Origin of the sequence: Yinghuangia seranimata, assembly GCF_029953285.1 — a bacterium.
Lineage (GTDB): Bacteria > Actinomycetota > Actinomycetes > Streptomycetales > Streptomycetaceae > Yinghuangia > Yinghuangia seranimata.
The window spans coordinates 1-12,117 of sequence record NZ_JASAOI010000024.1 but is presented as its reverse complement, the minus strand read 5'-3'; the positions used below and the strand labels follow the sequence as shown (position 1 = coordinate 12,117).

The 12,117-nt window shown below is 71.4% G+C and carries 10 protein-coding genes and 1 rRNA gene; 6 read left to right on the top strand and 5 right to left on the bottom strand.

Annotated elements, in window-relative coordinates; translation table 11 throughout:
- Positions 1-343 precede the first annotated feature (343 nt).
- The 4 genes from QI554_RS16710 to QI554_RS16695 all read left to right on the top strand — a co-directional run bounded on the left by QI554_RS16710 (position 344) and on the right by QI554_RS16695 (position 2,560).
- Complete coding sequence (locus QI554_RS16710) at positions 344-511, top strand: hypothetical protein (RefSeq protein ID WP_281470772.1); 168 nt, start codon at positions 344-346, stop codon at positions 509-511.
- 56 nt (positions 512-567) lie between these two features.
- The gene (locus tag QI554_RS16705) at positions 568-1,074 is read left to right on the top strand and encodes a PH domain-containing protein (RefSeq protein WP_281470771.1); all 507 of its coding nucleotides are present in this window, start codon (positions 568-570) and stop codon (positions 1,072-1,074) included.
- Between the two features lie 12 nt (positions 1,075-1,086).
- A complete protein-coding gene (locus QI554_RS16700; RefSeq protein WP_281470770.1) occupies positions 1,087-1,380 on the top strand; it encodes a Dabb family protein in 294 nt (97 codons plus the stop codon).
- Positions 1,381-1,687: 307 nt separating this feature from the next.
- Positions 1,688-2,560 carry an RNA polymerase sigma factor SigF gene (locus QI554_RS16695; RefSeq protein ID WP_425527992.1) on the top strand — a complete coding sequence of 291 codons (873 nt, stop codon included), beginning with the start codon at positions 1,688-1,690 and terminating at the stop codon, positions 2,558-2,560.
- 34 nt (positions 2,561-2,594) lie between these two features.
- Here QI554_RS16695 and QI554_RS16690 read toward each other — a convergent pair whose 3' ends face one another.
- Positions 2,595-5,285 carry a SpoIIE family protein phosphatase gene (locus QI554_RS16690; protein WP_281470768.1) on the bottom strand — a complete coding sequence of 897 codons (2,691 nt, stop codon included), beginning with the start codon at positions 5,283-5,285 and terminating at the stop codon, positions 2,595-2,597.
- Between the two features lie 317 nt (positions 5,286-5,602).
- Here QI554_RS16690 and QI554_RS16685 point away from each other — a divergent pair, with 317 nt between their 5' ends.
- Entirely contained in the window at positions 5,603-6,529 is a 927-nt protein-coding gene (locus QI554_RS16685) for an RNA polymerase sigma factor SigF (RefSeq protein WP_281470767.1), read from the top strand.
- A gap of 257 nt (positions 6,530-6,786) precedes the next feature.
- Here the strand turns inward: QI554_RS16685 and QI554_RS16680 are convergent, their stop codons facing one another.
- Positions 6,787-7,929, bottom strand: coding sequence for a tyrosine-protein phosphatase (locus QI554_RS16680; RefSeq protein ID WP_281470766.1), 1,143 nt, complete (start codon positions 7,927-7,929; stop codon positions 6,787-6,789).
- Positions 7,930-8,222: 293 nt separating this feature from the next.
- The gene (locus QI554_RS16675) at positions 8,223-9,380 is read right to left on the bottom strand and encodes a tyrosine-protein phosphatase (protein WP_281470765.1); all 1,158 of its coding nucleotides are present in this window, start codon (positions 9,378-9,380) and stop codon (positions 8,223-8,225) included.
- 384 nt (positions 9,381-9,764) lie between these two features.
- Between QI554_RS16675 and QI554_RS16670 the strand changes: the two genes are divergently transcribed.
- A complete protein-coding gene (locus tag QI554_RS16670; protein ID WP_281470764.1) occupies positions 9,765-11,606 on the top strand; it encodes a protein phosphatase 2C domain-containing protein in 1,842 nt (613 codons plus the stop codon).
- Positions 11,607-11,700: 94 nt separating this feature from the next.
- Here the strand turns inward: QI554_RS16670 and QI554_RS16665 are convergent, their stop codons facing one another.
- Entirely contained in the window at positions 11,701-11,907 is a 207-nt protein-coding gene (locus QI554_RS16665; protein WP_281470763.1) for a hypothetical protein, read from the bottom strand.
- An 85-nt stretch (positions 11,908-11,992) separates the two neighbouring features.
- Positions 11,993-12,109 (bottom strand): 5S ribosomal RNA (gene rrf, locus QI554_RS16660).
- Positions 12,110-12,117 lie beyond the last annotated feature (8 nt).

The window sequence follows — 12,117 nt, the reverse complement described above, 5'->3', positions numbered from 1 at the left end:
CGCGCAGACTTGGTGGTGTGCCCGGGGCTGGGCAGGAGCCCCGCCGGCACCCCCGGGACTCCGGGCTGATGCTTGCGACGGTACGACCCACCGTTGCTCCGGCCGGGTCCCCGTAGAAGAGGGAGCGACCGATTCCCCCCGCGGCCGCTCCCTCTTCTACATGCCGTCGTCCGGTGGACTTGCTCTTCTTTTTACCGCCCGATTTACGCGCATGCGGGACATACCCGGACGTCCGCACTACGCTTCACCCGCGTGAACGGCGTGGAGGCTCGCCCGTAGTCCACAGGGACCGGTAACAATGTGGGTGAGCGCCTCGGCGGCGTTTCTCAGGGGAGGCGGGTCGATGCAGGTGCAGGCCAAGAAGCTCGTCGGCGTGCTGCTCATAAGCTTCGTCGTCTATACGATCATCGCCACGCCCGACAAGGCCTCCGACCTGATCGCCCAGTGGTTCTCGGCGATCTCGTCCTCGTGCAAGTGGGTCGGCAACCAGATCGGCAACCTCGCGAACTGACGCCCCCACACCGCCGAGCCTCCGAGACCCCCGAGACCGCTGAGACCACGCCGCCGATGCTCGACCCCTCGATACGCCCCCAGACGGTGCAGCGCTACCTGCTGCCCGCGGAGAAGTGCGTCATCGCGGTACGCCGCCACTGGTCGGTCCTGCTACGCCCGATCGCGGCCGCCGTCGGCGGCGTCACGCTGGCCGTCGCCATGGCGCTCTACTTCCCGGACGAGAACGTCGTCGTCCACCTGCTCCTGTGGCCCGCGATCGCGGCCTGCGCCGTGTGGATGCTGTGGCACTACCTCGTCTGGCGGCACGACTACTTCTTCGTCACGGACCGCCGCGTGATGGTGACCACCGGCGTGCTGACCCGCAAGGTCCTCATGCTGCCGCTGTCGAAGGTCACCGACCTCAAGTACGAGCGGTCGCTCGCCGGCCGCGTCCTCGGGCACGGCATGCTGCTGCTGGAGTCGAGCCTGGAGGAAGAGGCGCTCAGCACGGTGGAGTATGTTCCGTGGCCGGACAAGATCTATGTCCGGATGTGCGACCTGTTGTTCGAGTCCGAGGCGTAAGAGGGTAAGGCGATGATCCGTCACCTGGTGCTGTTCAAGCTCAACGAGGGCGTCACGCGGGACGAGCCGCGCGTCGTCGCCGGCGACGCGGCGTTCGCGGCGCTGGGCGACACGATCCCGGAGCTGAAGTACTGGCAGTGCGGGTGGAACATCACCGAGCGCGACATCGCCTACGACTACGCGATCGTCTCCGACGTCGAGGACAAGGACGCGCTGCAGCGCTACATCGCGCACCCCGACCACCAGGCCGCCGCCGCGCAGTGGCGCGGGTTCGCCACGTGGATCATCGCCGACCTGGAGAGCTGACCGCACGCGGCCGACGCCGCCCGCGACGAGTCCGGGAAGCGGCCCAACCGACCCGTCAAGGAGCCGAACGGGCCCGACCCACGGGTAACTTCGCGGGTTTTCCGGCTCGTTCGCCCCGTCTTTTGCCCGCTTCATCACTGGTTGCCCCGGGGGCTACGCCCGAGTTGACCGCGTTCACCTGACAAATCCGTGATGTCGCAAGGGGTTTGGGAACCGCCCGTGCCGGTATGTGGGTAGCGAACGACGGCCGTCCGCATCACGCGGGCGGTCGCACAGGTTCGGCTCCGATGAGGAGGTGGGCTCTCCAGTGCTGCTCCGCGATGCGTCCGCGCCGGCTACCGCTGAGGACACGACCGACACCACGGCTATCACCGTGCCTCTCCCCCGCTCCGGCGCGGCGCCCACCGGCGTACAGCCGGACGCGCCGCTCGACACACGGATACTGTCGCGCACACTTCTGTTGCGGCTGTCCGAGGTCGAGGAGGGCTCGCCCGAGCACGCCTACGTGCGCAGCACCCTCGTCGAACTCAACCTCCCACTCGTCCGGTTCGCCGCGAACCGGTTCCGCAGCCGCACCGACCAGTACGAGGACGTGCTCCAGGTCGGCACGATCGGCCTGATCAAGGCGATCGACCGCTTCGACCCGCACCGCGGCGTCGAGTTCCCGACCTACGCCGTCCCGACGATCATCGGCGAGATCAAGCGGTTCTTCCGCGACACGTCGTGGAGCGTCCGCGTGCCGCGCCGCCTGCAGGAGCTGCGGCTCGCGCTGGCCGAGGCCACCGAGGAGTTCTCGCACAAGCACGACCGCGCCCCGACCGTGGTCGAGCTGGCCGGGCACCTCGGCATGACCGTCGAAGAGGTGCTGGAGGGCATGGAGGCGGCGAACGCCTACTCGCCCGCGTCGCTCGACGCGCACGACCTCGACGACGACCGCGACAACGCGCTGATCGCCCGCCTCGGCCAGGAGGACGAGGCGCTCGACGGCGTCGAGTACCGCGAGGCGCTGCGCCCGCTGCTGGCCCGGATGCCACCGCGCGACCGGCAGATCATCATGCTGCGTTTCTTCGGCAACATGACGCAGTCGCAGATCGGCGAACGGCTCGGCATCTCGCAGATGCACGTGTCCCGGCTGCTGGCCCGCGCGCTGGCCCGGCTGCGCGCCGACCTGTCGGCCTGACGGCCGGCGAGGAGCCGCGACCTGAGCCGGCGGTTCAGCCGCCGGCCCCGTCGTACCGGGCGAGCAACAGGGCGATGTCGTCCCCGAGTTCGCCGGTACGCCGGGCGATGAGGTGTCCCGCGAGTCCGTCGGGCGTCATGCCGCGCGCGTTCTCCAGGGTCTCCAGCATCCACGCCACGCCCTCGTCGAGGCTGAGTCCGCGCGACTCGACCAACCCGTCCGTGCACAGCACCAGCACGTCGTTCGGCGCGAGCGTGACCTCGGTCTCGGGGTAGCGCGCGTCGGTGTCGATGCCGAGCGGCAGCCCGCCCGGCACGTCGACGAGCCGGCTCCCGGAGCTTCCGAGGACGGCGGGGTGCTGGTGCCCGGCCCGCACCACGACGGCCCGCCCGGTCGCCGGGTCGAGCTCGACGTACGCGCAGGTCGCGAACAGGTCGGTGCCGAGCCCCGCGGTCAACGCGTTGGTGCGCCGGACCACTTCGGCCGGCCGGTGGCCCTCGACGGCGTACGCCAGCACCGCCGTGCGCAGCATCCCCATGATCGCCGCCGCGTCGACGCCGTGCCCCTGCACGTCGCCGATGACCAGTCCGACCCGGCCGCGCGGCAGCGAGATGACGTCGTGCCAGTCCCCGCCGACCTGCATCCCGACGGTGGCCGGGATGTACCGGGTGGCGATCGTCAGGCCGGGGATGCGCGCGGGCCGCCCCGGCAGCAGGCCGCGCTGGAGGCCGGACGACATGGCGTGCTCGTCGTCGTAGCGGCGCGCGCGGTGCAGCGCGCGGGCGAGGAGCGCGCGCATCTGCCCGAACAGCCGGTAGTCGGCGGCGTCGAACTCGCGCCGCCGGTTGTACGAGAGCACCGCGGTGCCGACCACCTCCCCGGACGCCACCAGCGGCAGGAACATCCACGCCTGCTTGCCGGCCGCGCCGGCCAGCTCGGCCAGGTGCGGGTAGCGGCGCACGTACTCCTCGCGCGAGGTGATCGCCAGCGCGGTGCGCCGTCGGACGGCTTCGACGAACGGCGCGTCCTCGCCGAGGTCCCACGCCGGGTAGGCGCCGGCGCCGCGCGGCGGGTAGCCGGCGTGCCCGACGACGCGCAGCCGGCCGTCCTGGATCATGCCGATGGCCAGCCCGTCGGCGCCGCACACGGCGGGCAGCCGGCGTGCCGCGCGCACGACCTCGCGCACGGTGAGGGATTCGGCCAGGGCCGCGGTGAGCAACTGGATGCGGGCCTGCTGGGTCGCGACGGCCTGCGCGGCCTCGCGGCGCTCCGCGGCGGCGCGGCGTTCGTCGGTCACGTCGACGCAGAAGAGCAGCATCTGGTCGCGCCGCGGGTGCGCGCTGACCTTGAACCACCGGTCGGGGCCCGGCACATGCAGCGTGAAGGAGCGGGCGCTCCGCTCCTGCAACGCCTCGAACAGGTGCCGTCCCCAGGCGGGGTTGTGCGCCTCGGGCAGCAGCCCGTGCAGGGGGCGCCCGATGACCTCGGCGCGGGGGCGGCCGAACAGCGTCTCGCTGGCGGCGTTGCAGTAGACCAGCCGCCACTCGTCGTCGACGACGATGACCAGGGCGTCGAGTTCCTCGGCCTGGTGGGCAAGGCTGGTGCGCAGGTCGGACACCTCGGTCACGTCGGTGACGACGCCGCGCAGCCGCTCGGGTTCGGGCCCGGGACCGGGGACGACGCTGCCGCGCGCCTCGATCCACCGCCACCTGCCGTCCGGGTCGATGAGCCGGTGCCCCGACGTGAACCGGCCGCTCTCGGCGAACGCCTCCGCGAGCGTCATACGCAGGCCGGGGTAGTCGTCGGGGTGCAGCGCGCACAGCACGGGTTCGATGGGGCCGTGGTAGCCGGACGCCGAGCCGAGCAGTCGGCCGAGCCGCGTGTCGAGGGCGATGGTGCCGGTGCGCAGGTCCCAGTCGAAGGTGCCGGAGCCGGCCGCGTCCAGCGCGTCGAGGGTGGCCTCCAGGTTCACGGCGGCGCGCGAACGTCGTCCGCCGCGCCGCGGGGTCCCGCCCGCGGCGGTGCCGAAAGGTTCCGGCAGACCGTCGGTGGAGGCGTGCGCGAGCAGCGGTTCGGCCCGCGGCAGCTCCTCGAGCCGGGCGACCTCCTCGCCGATGAGCTCGGCGAACGCGCGCACGCGGGCGACCAGCCGCGGTTCGAAGGGGACCGGGGTGGCGAACGCGACGGTCAGGACGCCGTGCACCGGCGCCCCCTCGTCCGACGCCGCTCCTATGGGCCCGCCGATCGGCACCGCGAGGCACGAACCGGTGCGCCCGCCCCAGGTCTGCCGGTCGGGGCGCGGGTAGCGGGCGGCGCCGGCCGCCTGGCTCTCGACCGTGACGACGCGTCCGGTGCGCAGCGCCTCGGTGACGGGCAGGTGCTCGTCGGGGAGGATGCGGCACCACAGGTGCGCGGTGGTCGGCGGCCCGATGAAGTCCATGTGGATGCCCGCGACGCCGCGCAGTTCGCGGATGTCAGCGTGCCACAGGTGGACGAGGATCACCGCGACGGGCGACGCCCTGCCGCACGTGTCGACCAGGTCGAGCAGCAGCGGTTCGAGCGGATCCTGGAGCCCGGGCCACGACCAGGCGGGAGTGAAGGCGTCGCGTGAGGGCGGCTCGTCGGACGCCCCGGCGGACTCGCCGGACGCCGGTGCCGCGGACGGTCTGGAAGACGGCCCCGCGCGGCGCACGCCTGATCGCGCGTTCCCCCGTGCGTCCCCCATGAGGCGCCTCCTTGTGGTGCCCTCGCCAGCGGCGCTCAACGAAATCGGTGGACAACACACCTATAGCAATAACTGCCGATTCGCGCCACTCGTGAGCATAAACAACTTCGTATCTTGATCGACATTCGCCTGGATTTGATCTGTACCCGATCCAAGCCTGTGTGATATGAAGAATTTTGATGCTAAATGTCTGTTTTACCCGAAGCGGTTTGATAAGGCCACGGCTTCTGGTATTGATCTGATGGACACCGACCGGTGGCAATCCGGCCAGTCCGGAAAGCCCTGCCGGTACTAGACGACCCCGCGATGAGGTACGGATGTCTGCCCTGCTCGACACCCAGCACGTTCAACCCGAACTGGCGCCTCGCACCCGCCCCGAGGTCCCCCTCGGCCGGCGCCCCGTGGCCGATCCCGGGCCGCTCGACACCGTCGACGGCCTCGAAACCGACATCGACTTCGACTCCGACGACGGCGGTCCGGGCCGCAAGGACAGCGCCGAGGTCCGGCGCGTGTCCGCGGTCCTGTTCGCCAGGCTCGCCGGGCTCGAGCGCGGCACGCCCGAGCACGCGGCCGTCCGCGACCGGCTGATCGAGCAGAACCTGCCGCTGGTGCGCTACGCCGCCAACCGGTTCCGGCACCGCAACGAACCGCACGAGGACGTCGTGCAGGTGGGCACGATCGGGCTGATCAAGGCGATCGACCGGTTCGACCCCGACCGCGGGGTGCAGTTCCCCTCCTACGCGATGCCGACGATCATCGGCGAGATCAAGCGGTACTTCCGCGACAGCGGCTGGTCGCTGCGCGTGCCGCGGCGCGTCCAGGAGCTGTGGCTGTCGCTGTCCGAGGCCATCGAGACGCTGTCGCAGGCCAACGACCGGGCGCCGACGGTCGCCGAGATGGCCGCCTACCTCCAGGTGACGCAGGAAGAGGTCGTCGCGTGCCTCGAGGCGACCAACGCCTACGCGCCCTCGTCGCTCGACGCGACGGACGGCGGCGACGAGCGCACGCTCGCCGACCGGCTGGGGTACCAGGACCAGGCGCTTGAAGGGGTCGAGTACCGCGAGGCGCTGCGGCCGCTGCTGAGCCGGCTCCCCGCGCGCGAGCGGAAGATCCTCATGATGCGGTTCTTCAACAGCATGTCGCAGTCCCAGATCGCCACCGAGCTCGGCATCTCCCAGATGCACGTGTCCCGGCTGCTGTCGCGCACCCTCACCAGGCTGCGCGCCGAGCTCGGCGACGTCTGACCGAGGGCCGAAAACCAATCGGATTGGTTGGGGGGACCGCAAGAATCCGTGATGGCCGCCCTTCGGGGGAGGGTGGGCTGCCGGCGGTTCGGAACGCGTAGGTATGTCGAGGAAACGACAAGTCCGCCGCGTTCAGGCCGCTCGCACGGCCGATCACGGCGGATCCGCGTCCGGCCACGGGACGGGGCGACAACGGCGTCGCTCCGGAACCGCCGCCGCGGCCCCGGAGCGCACCACACCACTCACCCCGAACGGGGTCAGACGGTCAGCAGCCGCAGCTTGAGCTGCGCCAGCGTCAGGCCGTCGATGCCGAGGCCGTCGCGCAGGTACGCGTCGAACGAGCCGTACACCGCGCGCACCTCGTCGAACGCGGCGTCCAGGTACGAGGCCTGCACGCCGAGCAGCGGACGGACCAGCTCCGGGTCCTTCAGCGCGCCCGACGCCACCATGCCGTTGAGCGTCGCGTCGATGCTCGGCTTGAGGTAGTCGTTGCTCGCCAGGTAGTCACGGTAGACCGTGTCCTTGTCCACGCCCAGCGCGGTCAGCACCACGGCCGCCATCCAGCCGGTGCGGTCCTTGCCCGCGGAGCAGTTGAACAGCACCTTGTCGCCGTTCGCGATCGCCTTCAGCACGGTGCCGAACTGCGCGCGCTTGGCGGGGTCGTCCACGAACGACCGGTTCACGTCCTCGAGGAACTTCGCGGCCTTGCCGTCGCCCAGCAACGCCTGCTGCTTGACCGGGTCGCCGCTGGACACGGCCTGCACCACCAGGCCGACCACGCCGCCGTCCGACAGCGGCACGCTCTGCGAACTCACGCCCGCCGGAAGCTTGTTCGGGCCGTTGCTGCCGATCTCGCCGTCGACACGGAAGTCGTAGGCGGTGTTCAGGCCCAGGGAGCCCAGCTTCGCGACGCCCGCGTCCGTCAGCCGGCCCAGGCCGTCCGAGCGGAACACCTGGCCGTACTTGACGGTCAGGCCCCACGACGTGCGATAGCCGCCCAGGTCACGGGTGTTCAGCGCGCCCTGCTCGCCCACCGCGCGCGGCGCGGTGACCACGCCGTACGCGGTGCCGGCCGGAACGACCTTGAAGTACCAGCGCTTTGCCGGGTCGAGACCGGAAACCACGGCGCTGCCGGTGCGGGACGAGGCGACCTTCGTGCCCGACCGGGCCGGGTCCGCCGCGTCGTTGGAGGCGTAGACGTTCATCTGGGCCGAGGCCAGCAGGCCGGTCCAGCTCACGGTGTACGAGCCGTCTGTCCCGACGGCGACGCTCGCGTCCAGGACGGAGGCGAGCGCGTCCGCGGCGGACGCCGGAGCCGGCGTCGCGGCGGCGGACTGGTCCGCGGAACCCGCGACGGGTTCGGCGGCGAGGGCGGCAGTGGTGCCGAGCCCGACGGTCAAAGCGGAAACAAGGGCAAGCGAGGCAATACGACTGCGACGAACGCGCATGCGGTGGTGCTCCTGGATCGCGGTTCAGAACGAAGCGCGCGCGGGAACCACTCGCGGGGGACAGCCGACGGGGTTGCGACCACTGCGCGCGTCCCCACTGTAGTGACCCGGGACCCGCCACTCCATACGCCGGGGTACGCACACAACGTGAGCGGCGGCACACAGCCGAGGCCGTGTGCCGCCGTATCACCGTTCCGGCACCGGCGCCTGACCGCCCGTCAGGACGGTCCGCCGGCTCCCGGGACTCAGACCGTCAGCAGCTGCAGACGCAGCTTCGCCAGCGTGGCGCGGTCCAGGTCCAGGCCGTCGCGCAGGAACCGGTCGAAGGTGCCGAACTGCTTGGTCACCTCGTCGAACGCGGCGTCCAGGTACTGCTGTTGGACACCCAGCAGGGGGTCGAGCAGGTCCGGGTTCTGCATGAGGCCCGCGTACTTCAGCCCCATCTTCGTGCGGTCGTTGGCCGCCTTCAGGAACGTGTTGCTCAGCAGGTAGTCCTGCGTCACGGTCGCCCGGTCGACGCCCACCGCGGTCAGCAGCACCGCGGTCATCCAGCCCGTGCGGTCCTTGCCCGCCGAGCAGTTGTAGAGCACCTTCTCGCCGTTCGCGATCCGCTTGATCACGGACGCGAACTGGGCGCGCTGCGCAGGGTCGTTCACGAACGACCGGTTCGCGTCGAGCAGCAGCTTCTCGGCGTTGCCGTTGCCGAGGAGCTCCTGCTGCTTGACCGGGTCCTTGCTCGCGATGACCTCGTTCAGCTTGCCGTACATGCCGCCGTCCGAGATCGGCGCACGCAGCAGCTCCGAACCCGCGGGCACCTTGTCCGGGCCGTTGAGGTTCAGCTCGAAGTCGGTGCGCAGGTCGGCGACCGTCTTGACGCCGAGCGTGCCGAGCTTCGCCAGGTCGGCGTCGGTGAGCTTGGTCAGCGCGTCCGAACGGAAGACCTGGCCGTACTTCACGGTCAGACCGTACGCCGCCTTGTAGCCGCCGATGTCGCGGGTGTTCGACGCCGCCTGCAGGCCCACGCCGCGCGACGCCACCACGACGCCGCCCAGCGGGTTGCGCTCGGGCACCAGCTGGAAGTACCAGCGCTTCGTCGGGTCGACCTTCACGGTCGCCGACTGGCCGGTCACCGAAGCGACCTGAGTGCCCGTCAGGGCCGGGAAGGTCGGGTTGGTGGACGCGTAGACCCGCACCGCACCGGTGCCGCCGGTCCAGGTGAGCGTGGCCGTACCGTCCGCCGCGACCTCCGCCGCCGCGCCGGACAGGACGTACCGGCTCACGCCGGACGAAGACGACGGCGCCGCAACGGCCGTCCCCGAGACCATGAGGGTCCCGGCTGTGGTTCCAAGGGAGAGCGCGGCGACCATGGCGCAGGTCGCGGCGCGTGTACGACGGAGCTTCATTCCACTCCAAGGGTGTCTGGCCCGGGCGTGAGAACCGCCTGCGGGCAGGATGCGAAAACGGTGCCGAGTGACACGTGTGACCCGGGAACACCGGACGCAATCGATCAGGTGGCGCAGACAATAAGCGAAGGACGCGAAAGGATCGAGAGGGCGAACAGGTTTTTTGGTGGCCGAAAAGTGAACACCGCACGCCTTCGGACATTCCGCGGCCGAACCCGCACCGCCACGGCGGCCGAATCCGTGCGCTCACCCACCCCGTCCGGGCAGGCTAGGACCGTGACCTGACAGCCGGTCAACAGACCCGGAAGCAGCCGTAAGCGGGCAGCGCGGAGGCGGCAGCGGCCGCACGACGCACGTACCGCGAGCAGAACGAAGGAGAGAGCCGTGCCGGACGGTTTCGACAGGCGCCCCACCACCGGCGACCGACCGCCGGCCCCGCGACCGGCGGCAAAGCCGTACGACGAGGACGACGACTACGACGCCGGCTACGGAGACCCCTACGAGGACGACTTCGCCGACGCCGACGACGACCTCGACGACCGCCACGGCCGACCACCGGGGCGCGCCCGGCGGATCGCCAACTGGCTCGGCTTCGGCACCCCGCCTCCGATGGAGGACGAGGAGGACGCCGCCGACCTGTACGACGACACCGGGGACACCAGGGACGCCAGGAACATCAGGGATGCCAGGGATACGCGGGATGCGAGGGATGCCGGGGACGCCCTCGACGGCCGCACCACCGCCCTACGCGCGCCCGCTCCCCGGTCGCCGCGCGACGCCGGCTCTGACACCGCGGACATCCCACCGCAGCCGACCGCTCCCCCGCCCGTCCCGCCCGAGCCGGGCGCCCCGGGCCGCGACGCCCGCGGGGGCGAACGCACCCGCAACACCCGCCCCTGGGAGGTGCTGCTGGGGTCCGTACCGCCACCCGGCACACCGATGTCCGACACGGTCCCGGCCGACACCCTCGTCCCTGACAGCCGCCCCGTCGGTCTGACCGAACCCGACGACGACGCCGAACTCACCCCGGCGCCCGAGCCCGGCAACGCCGCACCGCTACCGACTCGCCCGGTCCGGCGGCGCGACGCGCCCCGCGGCGGCGCCAAGGGCGCCGGCCGGGCCGACGCGCGCGGCGAAGCCCTGGCGAACTGGCTCGACCCCGTCGACCCGGTCGACCCCCTCGACCCCAGGAACCTGCCCACACCGGACGCGGAGACCCCGACCCGCGAGACCGCCCCCACACCGGCCGTCACCACGGCCGCGGCAGCCGCCGCGGCCGCCATCGCCTCGGCCCGCGCCGCACGCGACTTCGACGCGCCCACAACGGCAGACCCGACCCCCGCGCAGGTGCCGGCACCGAAGGTCGTCGCGCAATCCACGTCCACCGAAACCGAGTTCGCCGACGACAGCCCCGAACCCCGGCGCATGCTGAGGTTGTTGCCCACCCCCGTGCTCGCCGACGGCGGCGGCATGGTCGTCGACGGAGGCCGCGTCGGACGTCTGACGGCACGCGTCGGCGCCGTCCGCGGCGATCTGCACACCCAACAGGGCGTGCCCCGTCAGAACTGTGTCGCCACCGGGCCCGACCCGAGCGGATCGTGGACCATCTCGATCATCTGCGACGGCGTCGACGGCAGCTACGCACCCGAGCTCGCCGCCCAGGTCGCGGTTCGCAGCACCTACCGGGCCGTCGCCCGCATGGTTGCCGCCGACCGCCACGAGAACTGGGACTGGACCACCACGCTGGCCGCGGTGCAGACCGACCTCCGCACCCGGCTCACCGAGATCGGCTCCCGCGCCCGCACCTTGGGCCGCCCCGCCCCGGCGACCCGGCTCGCGGTCCTCGTGACAGCGGCCGAACCCCTCCAGGACGACCGCGTCGACATGGCCGTCCTCGGCGACAGCACCATCCTCCGCCTCGCGGAAGGCGGTTGGCGTGCCCCCCTCGGGATAAGGGAGACGCCCGGCGACGTGCCCACGCCCGCCCTGCCCGACCAGGGAACGGAACACGTCCGCGTCTGCCGCACCACGTGGCGGCCCAGCGACGCCCTGGTGGTGATGACGGGCGGCTTCGCCGAATCGCTCGGCGCAACCTCGGGAGCCCTCGCCGCCCGCCTCGCCGAGGACTGGCGCCGGCCTCCGGAGCTCCTGGACTTCCTCAGGGACATCGCCCAGGGCAGCCGCAACGACGACGGCGCCGTCATCGCGCTCTGGCCGGAGCCCTGACCGGCGGAACACCCCACCCGAACCCGGAAAAACGAAAACGCCTCGGGCGGGGACCTGATCCGTCAGATCCCCGCCCGAGGCGTCTTCGGACGTCTCAGGACAGTGCCAGTACAGCCACCACGACCACGGCGATGAGCGCCACGACAATCCCGCCGATGACGGCCGGCGACATCCCGCCGCTCCGGGCGGCACTCCGCCCACCGTGCCCCGCCGGGGCTGCGGCCTCCGACCGCTCCTCCGCCACAAAGGCACGGAACATCTGGGTGCTGGCCGCGGGGTCAAGCTCATTGTTCTCAGGCATGGCCACGACCATACCGCGCCGGCCACACCCCTCGGAAACGCAGACAGGCCCTTCCCGAATGGGAAGGGCCTGTCTTTAACGTTAATTCCGGCGGCGTCCTACTCTCCCACACCCCTTCGAGTGCAGTACCATCGGCGCTGAAGAGCTTAGCTTCCGGGTTCGGAATGGGACCGGGCGTTTCCTCTTCGCCATGACCACCGGAAAACCATC

Excerpts from the sequence above, each read along its gene's own strand:
- QI554_RS16710 (WP_281470772.1), top strand. The coding sequence starts at position 344 with ATGCAGGTGCAGGCCAAGAAGCTCGTCGGCGTGCTGCTCATAAGCTTC.
- QI554_RS16705 (WP_281470771.1), top strand. The coding sequence starts at position 568 with ATGCTCGACCCCTCGATACGCCCCCAGACGGTGCAGCGCTACCTGCTG.
- QI554_RS16700 (WP_281470770.1), top strand. The coding sequence starts at position 1,087 with ATGATCCGTCACCTGGTGCTGTTCAAGCTCAACGAGGGCGTCACGCGG.
- QI554_RS16690 (WP_281470768.1), bottom strand. The coding sequence starts at position 5,285 with ATGGGGGACGCACGGGGGAACGCGCGATCAGGCGTGCGCCGCGCGGGG.
- QI554_RS16685 (WP_281470767.1), top strand. The coding sequence starts at position 5,603 with ATGTCTGCCCTGCTCGACACCCAGCACGTTCAACCCGAACTGGCGCCT.
- QI554_RS16675 (WP_281470765.1), bottom strand. The coding sequence starts at position 9,380 with ATGAAGCTCCGTCGTACACGCGCCGCGACCTGCGCCATGGTCGCCGCG.
- QI554_RS16665 (WP_281470763.1), bottom strand. The coding sequence starts at position 11,907 with ATGCCTGAGAACAATGAGCTTGACCCCGCGGCCAGCACCCAGATGTTC.